Raw genomic sequence first — 14,557 nt, forward strand, 5'->3', positions numbered from 1 at the left:
ATTAGACGAATAGAAAATGAAAGATCCTAAAAACGACTCGACCCCGGTGCTCGAACGCTTCGGACGCGACAAACGCAAGCGCACCGTAGTGGCTACGGCGGAGCGTGTCGAGCGTCGCCCGCGTTTGCAGCGTGATGCCGCCGATTCGGAGCAGCCCTCCTTTGAGAACAGGCCCGAACGCCGGGCTTCGTATAACCCCCATTTCACGGCCGACAACCGTCCGGCTTTCGAGAAGCCGCACTACGGCGGCAAACCCCGCGGGGAGGGCGACCGCCCGCACCGCCAGTATGACGACAAACCGCGGCAGTACGGTGACCGCCCGCGTCAGTATGACGATAAGCCGCGTCCCTATGGCGACCGTCCGCGTCAGGACGACGACCGTCCGCGGCGTTCCTTCGGCGACAAACCCCGCTACGATAACGACCGTTCCCGCAACGACGAGGAGCGTCCTCGCCGCAGTTACGGCGACAAGCCGGCCTACGGCGAGAAGAAATTCGGCCCCAAGAAGTTCGGCGACAAGCCCTACGGTGAGAAAAAATTCGGCGAGAAGAAATTCGGGGATAAGAAATTTGGCGACCGGAAGTTTGTCGACAAACCCTTCAAACCCGCCTACAAGAAACACGACGACAAACCGGCGCCGTATCCGAAATTCAATCCCGAGAAGCAGACGGGCGAGATGCGCCTGAACCGTTTCATCGCCCAGTCGGGCATCTGCTCGCGCCGCGAAGCCGACGATTTCATCACGGCGGGTGTCGTTTCGGTCAACGGCGTGATTGTCACCGAACTGGGGACCAAGGTGCTGCCGACCGACGAAGTGCGGTTCAACGACGAGCCGGTGCAGGGCGAGAAAAAGGTCTATCTGGTGCTGAACAAGCCTAAGGGCTACGTCACCTCGCTCGACGATCCCCATGCCGGAAAGACGGTCATGGAGCTGGTCGAAGGCGCCTGCACGGAGCGCATCTATCCCGTGGGGCGTCTGGACAAAAACAGCCTCGGGCTGCTGCTGTTCACCAACGACGGCGACCTCACCAAACAGCTTACGCATCCTTCCTACAGGAAGAAGAAAATCTACCAGGTGACGCTCGACAAACCCCTGACGCGCGCCGACATGGACCGCATCGCCGAGGGCGTCACGCTTGAGGACGGCGAGATCTTCGCCGACGAGATTTCCTATGTCAAGGAGAACAAGCAGGAGGTGGGGATCGAGATCCACTCGGGCCGCAACCGCATCGTGCGCCGTATTTTCGAGTTTCTGGGTTACACTGTGACCAAACTCGACCGCGTTTACTATGCGGGTCTCACGAAGAAGAACCTCAAGCGCGGAGCGTGGCGGTTCCTGACCCGTGAGGAGGTGGAGCGGCTGAAATCCGGCCAATACGAGTAATTTCGATGACTGCGGCGCACCTGCCGCACATTCCTCAAATCCCCGAATGGGACGTACCTCGAGTACTACCCATCCGGGGATTTTTCACGATGCACGGTATCTGCACCGCACGGATCAAGAACCGATGAGGATGACGGGTTAATACAGTTCGATGAACTCGTAGGTGTTGCCGACGGCGGCGAGGTATCGCAGAAACTCTTCGCGCGCGATGACCACCGTCGCGCGGTTGTCGTTGGGGTGGAACGAATAGGCGGGGCAGTCGCGCAGGTGGACGTCGAGGAACAGGTGGACGTGGTTCTCCGGGTCGTTGATCAGCCCGAAGGGTGACACCGAGCCGGGACGCAATCCCAGCCAGCGCTCCATACGCTCGGGCGAGGCGAACGACAGCTTGCCCTGCCGCAGGCGCGCTTCGAGGTCGTGGATGGCCAGCGACCGCTCCGAGTCGAAACACACGAGGTAGTGGCGGTTGCCCTTGTGGTTGCGGAAAAAGAGGTTCTTGCAATGTTTCGAACCGTCGTCGCGCCACCATTGGCGGGCGATTTCGATGGTCGGGGCCTCGGGGTGCTCGTACCACTCGTAGCGGATGCCGCGGGCGTCGAGAAAGTCGAAAACAGGTTGTTTGCGGTCCATGAATCAAGCATTGAAACGTCCGCGCAGGCGCAGCGATGACCTGCGCAGCGCGATTCGGAAATAGAGGAGCGTGCGGCACTTCCTTCCCTTCAGAATGCGGTCGAGCAGCGGGCGTTTCAGCAGCGGATGCCAGCGGGGCGTGTAAGTCTCCGCGCCGAACAGTTCCGGGCGGGCGGCAATGGCCCCGAGGACGTTCAGGCGGTCGCCGAAGCGGATGTTGTTTGCGGCCCGGAGCAGCGTGTCCCGGACGAGGTTCTGCCGCAGGGCGAAGAGATAGGCCTCGTCCGTGATGCCGAAGCGTTGGGCCAGCTGCGGGATGAAACGGTCGAGCCGCTCGGCGGCCTCGACGAGTGCGCCGGCCGGCATGGGCCGTGTGCTGAGCGTGTTCCGCCCGCGGCGCATGTAGTGCATATGAACGCCGCTGCGCCAGATGACCGACTGCATCCGGCTGATGCAGGTGAAGAAGAAGAGGTGATCTTCGCGGGAACAGAGGTGTTCGATGAAGCGGATTCCGAGGCGGCGGAGCGTCTCCGTGTGGTAGAGTTTGCAGACGCTGCACCCGTCTTGCAGGAATCGCTGGCCCATTGCCGCCGAAGGGTCGTCTCCGATGGTGAAAGCCGTATCCTCGTAACCGAACAGAATCTGGTTCGGTTCCGGCGGCTCGGCCTCCGAGAAGTCGAGCAGGATGCCTTGTATGACGATCGTTCCGGGTTCCGGCGCCGGACCGCGGAAAAATTCGGCCAGAAACTCCTTTTCGGCCCAGTCGTCGGCGTCCATGAAGGTGATGAAGCGTCCGCGGGCGGCGTCGATGCCCGCATTGCGGGCCGCCGAGACCGACGCTTCGTCGAGCGTCAGGGTGCGGATGCGTCCGGGGTGTTCCGCGGCGTAGCGGGCGCAGCGCTCCCGCGAATCGTCCGACGAGCCGTTTTCGACCAGGATGAGTTCGAAATCGGTGTAACTCTGGGCCAGCAGGCTCTCCACGCATGCGCCGAGATGGGACGCTGCATTGTGGACCGGGATTACGACAGTGAGGCTGGGTTCGGGCAGGGACATCGGCTATTGGTTATTTGAGGTGTAGAAATCCCGGATGTTGCGCGCGATGCATTCCACGAGTATTTCGATCGCCTCGACGGGCGACCAGGCGTTGTGGGGCGAGAGCAGCAGGCGGTCGGGTTCGCGGACCGAGAGCAGGGGATTGCCCGGTTCGAGCGGTTCGTGCGTGAAAACATCGAGCCCGGCTCCGGCCAGCTTCCCGGCGTCGAGGGCCGCGGCCAGCGCCGCTTCGTCCACGATGCCGCCGCGCGCCACGTTGACGAGGATGGCCGAAGGCTTCATCAGCGCCAGTTCGCGCGCGCCGATCAGGTTGCGCGTGCGGTCGGTCAGCGGGGCGTGGATCGACACCACGTCGGCCCATCGGAGCAGGTCGTCGAGCGGCTTTTCGGGATAGGGTTCCTCGCGCACAACGCCCGAGGTCGAGGCGTAGGCGATCTCGCATCCCAGCGCCTCGGCGACGCGGGCGACGTTGTGGCCGATGTTGCCCAGCCCGACGATGCCCCATTTCGAGCCGTAAAGCTGGTGGGTGGTGCGCCCGAAGTGATATTGCAGGGGCGATCCGGCATATGCGGTCTTGACGTAGCGGTCGTAATAGACCACCTGCCGCCGAAGACCGATGGCCGCGCCGATGGTGGTCTCCGTCACGGCGTGGGTCGAGTAGCCCACGGCGTTCTTCACCGTGACGCCCTGCTCGGCCGCGGCGTCGAGGTCGATGTGGTTCATGCCCGTTGCCGCCACGCAGATCAGCCGCAGGCGGGGAAGCCGGCGGAGGGTTTCGCGGCTGAAAACCACCTTGTTGGTGATCACCGCGTCGGCTTCGCGGCAGCGGCCGATGACCTCCTCGCGGGCCGTGGTCCGGTAACCCGTGTAATTGCCCAGCGCGCGGATGGCCCCGAGGTCGGCGCCTCCGAGGCTGTACTCGTCCAGAAATACGATGTTCGGTTGCATATCCTTTGTGTTTTTTTAATTACGTTCGGCAGCGCGGACTTGGTTCCCGCATGCGAATCCGGTCCGCCGTCCTTGCAAGAGGGCTTTCAGCCCTTCAGTTCTCCGATCAGGCCGCGGATGACCACCGATGCGCATCCGATTCCGAACAGCGCGGGGATGTAGGAGATCGTCCCGACGTTCGACTTCTTGTTCAGCTCCTCGCAGAGGATCATGGCTCCCTCGCGCATCGGCTCGGGCGAGAATACGGCCCGGAACCCCTTGCGGATGCCGATTTTGTGCAGCCGCTTGCGCAGCATGTGGGCCAGCGGGCAGTGGTGGGTCTTCGAGATGTCGGCGATTTCGAGTTTCGTGGGGTCGGTCTTGGCCCCGGCGCCCATCGAGCTGACGAGCGGAAGTCCGCGCTCCAGCGAGGCGGCGATCAGCGCCAGCTTGGGCGAAAGGGTGTCGATGGCATCCACCACGTAGTCGTAGCGCGCGGCGTCCAATAAGATATAGGTCTCCTCGTCCTTGATGTACTTGCCGACCACCGAAAGTTCGATCTCGGGGTTGATGTCGCGCAGGCGTTCGGCCAGCACCTCGGCCTTCGGGCGGCCGACGGTCGAGTGGAGGGCCACCAGCTGGCGGTTGATGTTGGTCGCGTTCACCGTGTCGGCGTCGGCAACGGTCATGCGTCCCACGCCCGCCCGGGCGATCATCTCCGCGGCGTAGGCCCCCACGCCGCCCAGCCCGACCACGAGCACATGAGCGTTGCGCAGCAGGTCCAGTTTCTCGCTGCCGAGCAGCAATTCGGTTCTTTCCAGCCAGTTATGCGTATGCGTTTCCATTTGTCATTGTTATTTAAACGCCCTTCGTTCGGTCCGGTCCGTCGTATTCGCCGCCTTTGGCGTCGTTTACAAGCCTGACCCCACCCCAAACCCCTCCCTCGGGAGGGGCTTGTCGCGACGCAACCGGAATGCGGACAATTTCAGTCGTCTGTGAATATTCGTTTATAATTATCTAAAATCCCCCGTTGCAGTTCCTCCACCGGCACTCCTTTCGCCTCCGCCGCCCGGGCGTAGATTTCCGCAATGGACACGGGGCTGTCGTCGGTCTCCAGAAAAAGCTGCGAAAGAGGCGTCTCGCGCAGCGCCGCCAGGGTCTTGGGCGATGCGAAAGCGCGCTCGCCGAACGAGAGGTAATAACCTTTCGCCAGCGCCTGCCGCGCCTGCTCGGGCGAGCCGATGAAGCCGTGGAAAATCACGGCCCGGGGTTCCGAAGCCGCCAGGCAGCGCATCAGCGGCTCGAAAGCCTTCACGCAGTGGAGCACCACGGGAAGTCCCCGCTCGCGGGCCAGCCGCAACTGGGCGCGCAGCGCCTCGAACTGCACTTCGCGGGCGGGACCGTGCACGAAGTCAAGCCCCGTTTCGCCCACGGCCTGCGCCCCGCCGAGACGCTGGCCGAGCGTTGCGGCATCCTGCGCCGCGGCGTCCCACGGGTGCACGCCCGCCGTGCGGAGTTCGATCCCCGAACCGGTCGGGCGATGGGTGTGTATGTTGACGTAGGGAAGCATCCGGACTGCAAATGTAGGAATTTTAACGGGAGCATTGCGAATTTGAAGCCAATTTTTTAACCTTCGGTCCCAGCTGTCGGCCGGCGTTCGGCCGGGGTGCTTTCCGGCGGCTGTTTCCGCTTCGTATTCTTTCGATGTTCTTTCGCATCGTAAGCATTCGTAAGGCCTTTATTTTGTCCCGAAAGCGGACACTTCAAATCTTAATTAAATTTAAGAAATAATGGTTTGTGCATAGGAAATTTCGGGAAAAAATTCGTACTTTCGCACGCGAATTAATTGTTAGCACACTAACAGCCGAACTTAAATTCCAAACATAACAATCAAAATCATTAACCATGTCGAAAATCATTACACTACGCAAGGGTTTAGACATCAATCTGGTGGGCAAACCCCAGGAGTCGCTCGCGGACGCGCCGCAGGCTTCGGAGTATGCCCTCTCGCCCCTCGATTTCGAGGGCGTGACTCCCAAGCTGCTGGTTAAGGAGGGCGATCGGGTGAAAGCCGGCACGCCGTTGTTCTTCAACAAGTACAACGAACGCGTGCTCTTCACGTCGCCCGTCAGCGGTACGGTGGCCGCCGTCAACCGCGGAGAGAAGCGCAAGGTCCTCTCCGTGACGGTGACTCCCGACGCCTCCCAGGAGTACGAGGAGTTTGAGAAGACCGACCTCGGGTCGGCTTCGCGCGAGCAGATCGTCTCCCTGCTGCTCCGGTCGGGTCTCTGGCCGATGATCGTGCAGCGCCCTTACGGCATCATCGCCGACCCCAGCGACACGCCGAAAGCGGTCTTCATCTCCGCCTTCGACTCCGCGCCGCTGGCCCCGGACTACAATTTCGTGCTGAAAGCCGAACAGAAGAACCTCCAGACGGGTATCGACGTGATGCGCAGGCTCACTCCGGGCAAGGTGCACCTCTCGGTGCGCGCCAAGGCCGAAGGGCAGATGCCCTCGATCAAGGGCGCCGAACTCCACGCCTTTGCGGGCAAACACCCCGTCGGCAATGTCGGCGTGCAGATCCACCATGTGGACCCGGTGAACAAGGGCGAAGTGGTGTGGACGGTCAACATCCAGGACCTGGCCATCATCGGCCGCCTGTTCAACGAAGGCCGTGTCGACATGACGAAGATCATCGCCGTGGCCGGTTCGGAGATCGAGCGTCCGCAGTACGTCCGCATCGTGGCGGGCGCCCGGGTCGATTCGATCCTCAAGGGCAACGTGAAGAAGCAGAAGGAGGGCGACAGCGTGCGCATCATCTCGGGCAACGTGCTCACGGGCACGAAGACCCCGGCCGACGGCTTCATCGCCTTCTACGCCAATCAGCTGACCGCAATCCCCGAAGGCGACAAGTACGAACTGCTGGGCTGGGCGATGCCCCGTTTCGGGAAGTTCTCCGTGTCGCGCGCCTATTTCTCGTGGCTCTGCCCGAAGAAGGCCTACAACCTCGACACCAACATGCACGGCGGCGAACGCCCGTTCGTCGTGACGGGGCTTTACGAGCGGTACCTGCCGATGGACATTTACCCGATGTACCTGCTGAAGGCGTGCCTCGCGGGCGACATCGACAAGATGGAGAACCTCGGCATCTACGAGGTCACCGAAGAGGACTTCGCGCTGTGCGAGTTCGTCGATCCTTCGAAGATCGAGATTCAGCAGATCATCCGCGACGGTATTAACTTAATGATCAGGGAGGCTTAAAGATGGGACTTCGTAAATTCATGGACAATATCAAGCCCACCTTCTCCAAGGGAGGCAAGCTGGGCTTTCTGGAGTCGACGTTCGATGCGTTCGAAACGTTCCTCTTCGTACCCGACACCACGACCTCGAAGGGCGCGCACATCCGCGACTGCAACGACATGAAACGTACGATGATCATGGTCGTCGCGGCGCTGATGCCGGCTTTTCTGTTCGGTTGCTACAATACGGGCATCCAGGTCGGACTCGAAGGCTTTGAGGCCTTCTTCTACGGACTGGTCCGCGTGCTGCCGATGGTCTGCGTTTCCTATATCGTGGGTCTGGGCATCGAGTTCGGGTTCGCGCAGGCGCGCGGCCACGAGGTCAACGAGGGTTTCCTCGTCACGGGTCTGCTGATCCCGATGATCTTCCCGGTGTCGACGCCGCTCTGGATGGTCGCGCTGTCGACGGCTTTCGCCGTGGTCTTCGGCAAGGAGGTCTTCGGCGGTACGGGCATGAACGTCTTCAACCCCGCGCTGCTGGCGCGCGCCTTCGCCTTCTTCGCCTACACCCCTTCGATGTCGGGTGAGACGGTGTGGTACTCCGACTGGACGATGATGGGCGCGCAGGTCGACGGCATCACCGGCGCCACGGCCCTCGAACAGCTCGGCACGACCGGCGCGATGAACTTCTCGCCGCTGGACGCCTTCCTGGGCTTCATCCCCGGATCGTTCGCCGAGACTTCGACGCTGGCCATCCTTCTCGGCGGCGCCATCCTCCTGTTCACGGGCATCGCCTCGTGGCGCACGATGGTGTCGGTGTTCGTCGGCGGACTGGCGATGGGCTACCTCTTCCAGGCGCTCGGCGTGACGGCCTATCCCGCCTGGTATCACCTGATCGTCGGCGGCTTCGCCTTCGGTGCGGTCTTTATGGCCACCGATCCCGTGACTTCGTCGCAGACCGATACGGGCAAGTACATCGTCGGCCTGCTGACCGGTGCGCTGGCCGTGCTGATCCGCGTGGTCAACCCGGCCTATCCCGAGGGCATGATGCTTTCGATTCTCTTCATGAATGCGCTGGCGCCGCTGGTCGACTACTACGTGGTCGAGGCCAATATTTCGCGCCGCAGGAAACGTGTCAAACTCGCAAAATAGGGGAGATAAGCTATGGCAACGAAAAAATTCAAATGCAACGTCTGCGGCTACATCCACGAAGGAGACGCCGCGCCCGCTAACTGCCCCGTCTGCGGAGTTCCCGCCTCGGAATTCACCGAGCTGAAGCCGGAGAAGAAGGGCCTGCTGAGCGACAAGAACGGCAACGCCTATATTATTATGTACTCGACGGTGATGGTCGTCGTCGTGGCCACGCTGCTCGCGCTGGCCGCGCTGGGACTCCAGAAACGTCAGTACGAGAACGAACTCAACGAGAAGAAGCACGCCATCCTCGCGTCGCTGTCGGCCGGGGACCGGTCCTACGACGAGTTCATCGACGCCTATGTCGTCGACAAGGACGGCCGGCGGATCGACGGCGAGGATGTCTTCGCCCTGCTCAACGACCTGCCGGGGACCTTCGGGGCGGGCAAATTCCCGATCTTCGAGGCCCGGGACGGCCGCGTGGTCATTCCCGTGACCGGGATGGGTCTCTGGGGTCCCGTCTGGGGCTATGTGGCTCTCGAGAAGGACATGAACACCGTCGCCGGCATCATCATGGCCCACAAGGGCGAGACCCCGGGTCTCGGCGCCGAGATCGCGACGCCCAAGTACCAGGCCAATTTCGTCGGCAAGACGATCTTCGAGGGCGACAAGTTCGTCTCGGTGACGCTCCGTAAGGGCGGCGCCAAGGATCCCGCACACGAGGTGGACGCCATTTCGGGCGGTACGAAGACCTCGGACGGCGTGACGGCGATGCTCTACAACAGCCTGGAGAACTACCTGCCCCTGCTGGAGGCCAAGCGCGGCGCTGCGGCCCCCGCTCCGGCCGAAGTGTCTAACGAAGAAAACGTAGAAAACAATGAGTAAGATGGAAAAAGAGCCTTTGTTTTCGGCAAAGAACCTCAAATACCTGACCGGCCCCTTCTCGGCGAACAACCCGGTCATCGTGCAGATCCTCGGTATCTGCTCGGCGCTGGCCGTCACCGTACAGCTCAAGCCCGCCATCGTCATGGCACTCTCCGTGACGGTCGTCACGGCCTTCTCGAACCTGGTGATGTCGCTGCTGCGCAACGGCGTTCCCTCGCGCATCCGCATCATCGTCCAGCTGGTGGTCATCGCCGCGCTGGTGATCCTCGTCGACCAGGTGCTCAAGGCTTTCGTCTACGAAGTCTCGAAACAGCTGTCGGTCTACGTCGGACTGATCATCACCAACTGTATCGTCATGGGCCGCATCGAGGCCTTCGCGCTGGCCAACAAACCCTGGGCGTCGTTCCTCGACGGCATCGGCAACGGTCTGGGCTACGGCCTGATTCTGGTGATCGTGGCCTTCTTCCGCGAGCTTTTCGGTTCGGGCAGCCTTCTGGGTTACCGGATCATTCCCGAGAGCTGGTACATGGCCGAGGGCGGATTCTACGCCAACTGCGGACTGATGCTCTTCCCGCCCATGGCGCTGATCATCGTGGGCTGCATCATCTGGGTGCACCGTTCGCGCAACAAGGACTTACAGGAAAAATAGGAGGATAACGTATGGAATCATTGAATATCTTTATCCGGTCGATCTTTATCGACAACATGGTCTTCGCCTTCTTCTTCGGCATGTGTTCCTACATCGCCGTGTCGAAGAGCGTGAAGACGGCCCTGGGACTCGGCGCCGCCGTTACGTTCGTGATGGTGATGACCGTTCCGCTGAACTACCTCTTGTACGAATACGTGCTGAAGGCCAATGCGCTGATCGAGGGTGTGGACCTGAACTTCCTGTCGTTCATCGTCTTCATCGCCACCATCGCGGCGTTCGTGCAGTTGGTGGAGATGATCGTCGAGAAGTTCTCGCCGACGCTTTACAGCCAGCTGGGCATCTTCCTGCCGCTGATCGCCGTGAACTGCGCCATCATGGGCGGCTCGCTGTTCATGCAGCAGAAGGTCGACGGCGGCGAACTGACGTCGCTCTGGCAGACGATCGTCTACGGACTCGGCTCCGGCCTGGGCTGGTGGCTGGCGATCGTGATGATGGCCGCCATCCGCGAGAAGACGACCTATTCGCACATCCCCGCGGCGCTCAAAGGCCCCGGCATCGCCTTCATCATCACCGGTCTGATGGGTATCGCCTTCATGATCTTCTCGGGCATCCAGTTCTAACCTTTAAAAAGAGATTCCGATAAATGACTACAACGATTTTAATTGCGATTGCGGCCTTTTTGGCCATAACGCTCGTGCTGGTCGCACTGCTTCTCTATGCGAAGGCGAAACTGACCTCCTCGGGCGATGTCGTGATCGACATCAACGGCGGCGAGAAGGTCATTACGACCGAAAGCGGTTCGACGCTGCTTTCGACGCTGGCCAACAACAAGGTGTTCCTGCCGTCGGCGTGCGGCGGCGGCGGTTCGTGCGGCATGTGCAAATGCCAGGTGCTCGAAGGCGGCGGCGACATCCTGCCCACCGAGACGGGTTTCATTTCGCGCAAGCTGGCCAAGGACCACTGGCGCCTCGGCTGCCAGGTGAAGGTCAAGGAGAATATGAAAATCCGTGTTCCCGAGGCCGTGCTGGGCGTCAAGAAGTGGGAGTGCACGGTGGTCTCGAACCGCAATATCTCGACTTTCCTCAAGGAGTTCGTCGTGAAGCTGCCCGAGGGCGAGAACCTCAAGTTCCGCAGCGGCGGCTACATCCAGATCGACATTCCGAAGTACGACGCCATCAAGTTCTCGTCGATGGACGTGGACGAGAAGTACCGCGCCGACTGGGACAAGTTCAAGATGTGGGACCTCGTCGCCACCAACCCCGAGCCGACGTTCCGCGCCTACTCGATGGCCAACCACCCGGCCGAGGGCAACATCATCATGCTCAACATCCGTATCGCCACGCCTCCGTTCGACAAGGCTACGGGCGGCTTCATGAAGGTCAACCCGGGCATCTGCTCGTCGTATGTCTTCTCGCGCAAGCCGGGTGACAAGATCACGATTTCGGGTCCTTACGGCGAATTCTTCCTGCCGGACAACCTGCCCGATACGCAGGAGCTGATCTTCATCGGCGGCGGTGCGGGCATGGCTCCGATGCGCAGCCACCTGATGCACCTGTTCAAGACCGAAAAGACCAGGCGTCCCGTGTCGTTCTGGTACGGTGCGCGTGCGCTGAAGGAGGTTCCCTACCTCGACGAGTTCCATCAGATCGAGAAGGATTTCCCCAACTTCAAGTTCAACCTGGCGCTCGACCGTCCCGATCCCGAGGCGGACGCTGCCGGAGTGAAGTATACGCCGGGCTTCGTGCACAACGTGCTCTACGAAAACTACCTCAAGAACCACCAGGCTCCCGAGGACTGCATCTACCTCATGTGCGGACCTCCGATGATGATCGCGTCGGTCGTCAAGATGCTCGACAACCTCGGCGTGCCGCCGGAGAATATCCTCTACGACAACTTCGGCAGTTAGTTTTTCGATTTTATAGGGCATCTTTCGCCCTGCCTTGTCTGCCCCGAATGGGAAATAGGAAACTATGTCCGATCCGGGGCAGTCTGCGTTAGGACAAAACCTGCTCCTCTAAAATCAAAAAACGTCCCTGCATCGCTCTGACGCCGAAACGTTTTCTTCGGAGGATTGGCGGATCATTGCCGAGCGCCGGCCGAAATCGCGGAGCGCAGCCGTTGCGGCCGGAGACGGACCGTGTTGAAAAATGGGCGGAGCCGGTGCAGTTTATGGCGAATATCGACGGAATCGGAGCCGGATGCGGCTTTTGGCGCTTTGAAATTTGGCAAATATGAAATAAAACCGTAAATTCGAAGTAAACCAGATATTTATGCTATGAGACTCCTTTTACCGTTCGTCACCTTGCTGCTGTTGCTCCCTTCGTTTCCGCAGGCCAAATCGAAAGGGACTAAAATAGATTACTACCGGGTTCGCCTGGAGTCCGTCGAGGTCGGGGATGCCCCGCAGGGCATTATCGGCAATCCCGAGAATGAGGAGGGGTTTACAACGCCCCGGTATCAGGATTCCATGATCCGCATTGTTTTCACGTTCGAACCTACGCATATTGATTTTTTCCTGACCAACGAAGGCGACTCCAACCTTAAAATCATCTGGGATGAGGCCCTTCTTGTGGACGGAGTCTCGAATATCAGCGAGGGGGTCTTTCACCGGGGTGTGAAATTGTTCTACAAGAATGATGCGCAGGTTCCTTCGGTGGTCCTGAAAGGTTCCGGCATTTCGGAGTCGATTGCCGTTAAGAGCCGGGTTTATTACAGTTCCTACCTCGAACGGTGGGTATTTAAGAATCTCCTGCGGGATAAGGATAAACTTACGCAACTGAAAGTGTTGCTGCCGATCGAGACCGACGGAGGGCGCCGGGACTATTTGTTCGTATTTTCCGTCCGGTGGGAAAACCGGAAGGTCGAAGCCGAGTTCGATACAGGCCGGTGGTTTTACGTATCGGGAAAGTAGCCGTTCCCGCCGACGGCGGGGGCGTGTCTTTCCGGAGACGGAACCGCCCGGGATGTTGCCGAGACCTTTGCGGATTCCGCCCCCGCACACGAAAGCACCCCGCAAGTCCTGCGACCTGCGGGGTGCCGTGCGAGTGCGCTTCCCGGACCTATTCGATGCCCTCGAACAGATAGGGGGCGTAGTTGTAGCCTTCGGCCTTGTAGACGGCGACCAGCGCCGGAATCCGGCGCACGAAATCGTTGTAATCCTTGCGGTCGTTGGCCCAGCCCGTCTCGGCGAGAGCCGCCATGCGCGGCAGGACCATGTGCTGTGCGTGGCGGATGTCCGCGATGTACTCCGTCCAGAGGTTGCACTGCACGCCCTTGATCCGCCGCTGGTCGGGCGGCGTGAGCCGGTCGCAGGGATCGAGACGGTAGGCCTGCCGCACCGAGACGTAGCGGGTGCTGCCCAGCGGTTCGTAACGCTCCGGGTCGGAGGTCTGGCTGTAATCGAAGTAGCAATACCATTTCGGCGCCATGATGACCGGGTTTCCCTGCTGCGCGGCCTTGATCCCCGGGTCGCAGCCGTTCCACGACATGATGTTCGCGGTTTTCGAAATGCCGCCCTGGAGGATTTCGTCCCAGCCGATGATCTCCCGGCCGTGGGCGTGCATCCAGCGTTCGATGCGGTGGATGAAGTAGCTCTGCAACTGGTATTCGTCCTTGAGTCCCTCCTCGCGGATGCGCTGCTGGCAGAGGGGGCACGCCTTCCAGCGTCCTTTGGGGCACTCGTCGCCGCCGATGTGGATGAGTTTCGAGGGGAACAGCGCGAGCACCTCCGTGAGCACGTCCTCGATGAATCCGAACGTCGTCTCCTTGCCCGCGCAGTAAACGTCGTCGCTGATGCCCCAGTGGGTCCATACGGCATAGGGACCTCCCGTGCAGCCGAGCCACGGATAGGCGGTCAGCGCCGCCAGCCCGTGCCCGGGCATCTCGATCTCGGGAATCACCTCGATATGGCGTTCTGCGGCGTAGCGGACGATCTCGCGGATCTCCTCCTGCGTGTAGAACCCGCCGTAAGGCTTGCCGTCGTAAACGCCCTCCTTCCTCTTGTCGTAGCGTCCGACGAGCGTTTCCGCGCGCCGGGACCCGATCTGGGTGAGGAGCGGGTATTTTTTGATCTCGATCCGCCAGCCCTGGTCGTCGGTCAGATGCCAGTGGAATTTGTTGATCTTGTGCAGCGAGAGGATGTCGATGTAGGTCTTTACGTCCTCTGTCGGGAAGAAGTGGCGGCAGACGTCGAGCATCGCCCCGCGGTAGGCGAACGTGGGCTTGTCGCGGACGATGCAGGCGGGAATCTCTCCCCCGGCGACCAGCTGCTGAAGGCTCCGAAGCCCGTGCAGCACCGCCTGGGGCGTCGATGCCGTGACCGTTATATGCCGCCTGCCGACTTCCAGCAGGTACTCTTCGGCTTCGTAGCCCGGTTGCAGTTGCAGCGTCACGGCGTGTTTTACGGGCGCGGCGGTGACGGCGGGTGCGGTTCCGGTGAGTTTGCCGACGGCGCGTGCGAAAATCTCCGCGGGCGTGCGCAGCTGTTCGTCCGTGATGACGACGGGCGTTCGGGGCGTCAGCCGGAACGATCCCGGCAGTTCCTCGACCTCCGCGGGGCGGGGTACGATGCGGACCCGTCCGTCGCAGGCGGCGAATCCAGGCAGACAGGCGGCCTGGACGGCGAGAATCAGGAATAGAAGGTATTTCACGGTTTTGGTT

14 protein-coding genes are annotated in these 14,557 nt (G+C 61.0%); 8 read left to right on the forward strand and 6 right to left on the reverse strand.

Annotation, left to right across the window (positions count from 1 at the left end):
- Nucleotides 1-16: 16 nt before the first annotated feature.
- The gene (locus tag ACGHP5_RS13570; RefSeq protein WP_290532978.1) at nucleotides 17-1,384 is read left to right on the forward strand and encodes a pseudouridine synthase; all 1,368 of its coding nucleotides are present in this window, start codon (nucleotides 17-19) and stop codon (nucleotides 1,382-1,384) included.
- Between the two features lie 138 nt (nucleotides 1,385-1,522).
- On the opposite strand, the gene ACGHP5_RS13575 is transcribed toward ACGHP5_RS13570, so the two are convergent.
- The 5 genes from ACGHP5_RS13575 to ACGHP5_RS13595 all read right to left on the reverse strand — a co-directional run bounded on the left by ACGHP5_RS13575 (nucleotide 1,523) and on the right by ACGHP5_RS13595 (nucleotide 5,564).
- Nucleotides 1,523-2,014 (reverse strand): prolyl-tRNA synthetase associated domain-containing protein, encoded by a 492-nt coding sequence (locus ACGHP5_RS13575; protein WP_390567246.1) that lies wholly within the window; start codon nucleotides 2,012-2,014, stop codon nucleotides 1,523-1,525.
- A gap of 3 nt (nucleotides 2,015-2,017) precedes the next feature.
- Nucleotides 2,018-3,067 carry a glycosyltransferase family 2 protein gene (locus ACGHP5_RS13580; protein ID WP_390567248.1) on the reverse strand — a complete coding sequence of 350 codons (1,050 nt, stop codon included), beginning with the start codon at nucleotides 3,065-3,067 and terminating at the stop codon, nucleotides 2,018-2,020.
- A gap of 3 nt (nucleotides 3,068-3,070) precedes the next feature.
- Nucleotides 3,071-4,015, reverse strand: coding sequence for an NAD(P)-dependent oxidoreductase (locus tag ACGHP5_RS13585; protein ID WP_390567250.1), 945 nt, complete (start codon nucleotides 4,013-4,015; stop codon nucleotides 3,071-3,073).
- 86 nt (nucleotides 4,016-4,101) lie between these two features.
- Nucleotides 4,102-4,839 carry a tRNA threonylcarbamoyladenosine dehydratase gene (locus ACGHP5_RS13590; RefSeq protein ID WP_337658249.1) on the reverse strand — a complete coding sequence of 246 codons (738 nt, stop codon included), beginning with the start codon at nucleotides 4,837-4,839 and terminating at the stop codon, nucleotides 4,102-4,104.
- Between the two features lie 140 nt (nucleotides 4,840-4,979).
- Nucleotides 4,980-5,564: a TatD family hydrolase gene (locus ACGHP5_RS13595; protein ID WP_337757001.1), complete on the reverse strand. Its 585-nt coding sequence runs from the start codon at nucleotides 5,562-5,564 to the stop codon at nucleotides 4,980-4,982.
- Between the two features lie 335 nt (nucleotides 5,565-5,899).
- Here ACGHP5_RS13595 and ACGHP5_RS13600 point away from each other — a divergent pair, with 335 nt between their 5' ends.
- The 7 genes from ACGHP5_RS13600 (at nucleotide 5,900) to ACGHP5_RS13630 (ending at nucleotide 12,809) form a co-directional block, all read left to right on the forward strand.
- Nucleotides 5,900-7,255 (forward strand): Na(+)-translocating NADH-quinone reductase subunit A, encoded by a 1,356-nt coding sequence (locus ACGHP5_RS13600; protein ID WP_337771675.1) that lies wholly within the window; start codon nucleotides 5,900-5,902, stop codon nucleotides 7,253-7,255.
- A 20-nt stretch (nucleotides 7,256-7,275) separates the two neighbouring features.
- Nucleotides 7,276-8,385: an NADH:ubiquinone reductase (Na(+)-transporting) subunit B gene (nqrB, locus tag ACGHP5_RS13605; RefSeq protein WP_295905709.1), complete on the forward strand. Its 1,110-nt coding sequence runs from the start codon at nucleotides 7,276-7,278 to the stop codon at nucleotides 8,383-8,385.
- A gap of 12 nt (nucleotides 8,386-8,397) precedes the next feature.
- Nucleotides 8,398-9,249, forward strand: coding sequence for an NADH:ubiquinone reductase (Na(+)-transporting) subunit C (gene nqrC, locus ACGHP5_RS13610; protein ID WP_295905702.1), 852 nt, complete (start codon nucleotides 8,398-8,400; stop codon nucleotides 9,247-9,249).
- A gap of 1 nt (nucleotide 9,250) precedes the next feature.
- Nucleotides 9,251-9,898, forward strand: coding sequence for an NADH:ubiquinone reductase (Na(+)-transporting) subunit D (locus tag ACGHP5_RS13615; RefSeq protein ID WP_290533003.1), 648 nt, complete (start codon nucleotides 9,251-9,253; stop codon nucleotides 9,896-9,898).
- Nucleotides 9,899-9,909: 11 nt separating this feature from the next.
- On the forward strand, nucleotides 9,910-10,518 hold the full coding sequence (gene nqrE / locus ACGHP5_RS13620; RefSeq protein ID WP_290532986.1) for an NADH:ubiquinone reductase (Na(+)-transporting) subunit E: 609 nt from the start codon (nucleotides 9,910-9,912) through the stop codon (nucleotides 10,516-10,518).
- A 23-nt stretch (nucleotides 10,519-10,541) separates the two neighbouring features.
- On the forward strand, nucleotides 10,542-11,804 hold the full coding sequence (gene nqrF / locus ACGHP5_RS13625; RefSeq protein ID WP_290532987.1) for an NADH:ubiquinone reductase (Na(+)-transporting) subunit F: 1,263 nt from the start codon (nucleotides 10,542-10,544) through the stop codon (nucleotides 11,802-11,804).
- A gap of 369 nt (nucleotides 11,805-12,173) precedes the next feature.
- Nucleotides 12,174-12,809 carry a hypothetical protein gene (locus ACGHP5_RS13630; RefSeq protein WP_290533463.1) on the forward strand — a complete coding sequence of 212 codons (636 nt, stop codon included), beginning with the start codon at nucleotides 12,174-12,176 and terminating at the stop codon, nucleotides 12,807-12,809.
- Nucleotides 12,810-12,957: 148 nt separating this feature from the next.
- On the opposite strand, the gene ACGHP5_RS13635 is transcribed toward ACGHP5_RS13630, so the two are convergent.
- Nucleotides 12,958-14,547, reverse strand: coding sequence for a beta-N-acetylhexosaminidase (locus ACGHP5_RS13635; protein WP_337658155.1), 1,590 nt, complete (start codon nucleotides 14,545-14,547; stop codon nucleotides 12,958-12,960).
- Nucleotides 14,548-14,557: the final 10 nt, after the last annotated feature.

The sequence above is a fragment of the Alistipes sp. i18-0019-D1 genome, assembly GCF_042852885.1.
Lineage (GTDB): Bacteria > Bacteroidota > Bacteroidia > Bacteroidales > Rikenellaceae > Alistipes.

Excerpts from the sequence above, each read along its gene's own strand:
- ACGHP5_RS13570 (WP_290532978.1), top strand. The coding sequence starts at position 17 with ATGAAAGATCCTAAAAACGACTCGACCCCGGTGCTCGAACGCTTCGGA.
- ACGHP5_RS13575 (WP_390567246.1), bottom strand. The coding sequence starts at position 2,014 with ATGGACCGCAAACAACCTGTTTTCGACTTTCTCGACGCCCGCGGCATC.
- ACGHP5_RS13580 (WP_390567248.1), bottom strand. The coding sequence starts at position 3,067 with ATGTCCCTGCCCGAACCCAGCCTCACTGTCGTAATCCCGGTCCACAAT.
- ACGHP5_RS13585 (WP_390567250.1), bottom strand. The coding sequence starts at position 4,015 with ATGCAACCGAACATCGTATTTCTGGACGAGTACAGCCTCGGAGGCGCC.
- ACGHP5_RS13590 (WP_337658249.1), bottom strand. The coding sequence starts at position 4,839 with ATGGAAACGCATACGCATAACTGGCTGGAAAGAACCGAATTGCTGCTC.
- ACGHP5_RS13595 (WP_337757001.1), bottom strand. The coding sequence starts at position 5,564 with ATGCTTCCCTACGTCAACATACACACCCATCGCCCGACCGGTTCGGGG.
- ACGHP5_RS13600 (WP_337771675.1), top strand. The coding sequence starts at position 5,900 with ATGTCGAAAATCATTACACTACGCAAGGGTTTAGACATCAATCTGGTG.
- nqrB (WP_295905709.1), top strand. The coding sequence starts at position 7,276 with ATGGACAATATCAAGCCCACCTTCTCCAAGGGAGGCAAGCTGGGCTTT.
- nqrC (WP_295905702.1), top strand. The coding sequence starts at position 8,398 with ATGGCAACGAAAAAATTCAAATGCAACGTCTGCGGCTACATCCACGAA.
- ACGHP5_RS13615 (WP_290533003.1), top strand. The coding sequence starts at position 9,251 with ATGGAAAAAGAGCCTTTGTTTTCGGCAAAGAACCTCAAATACCTGACC.
- nqrE (WP_290532986.1), top strand. The coding sequence starts at position 9,910 with ATGGAATCATTGAATATCTTTATCCGGTCGATCTTTATCGACAACATG.
- nqrF (WP_290532987.1), top strand. The coding sequence starts at position 10,542 with ATGACTACAACGATTTTAATTGCGATTGCGGCCTTTTTGGCCATAACG.
- ACGHP5_RS13630 (WP_290533463.1), top strand. The coding sequence starts at position 12,174 with ATGAGACTCCTTTTACCGTTCGTCACCTTGCTGCTGTTGCTCCCTTCG.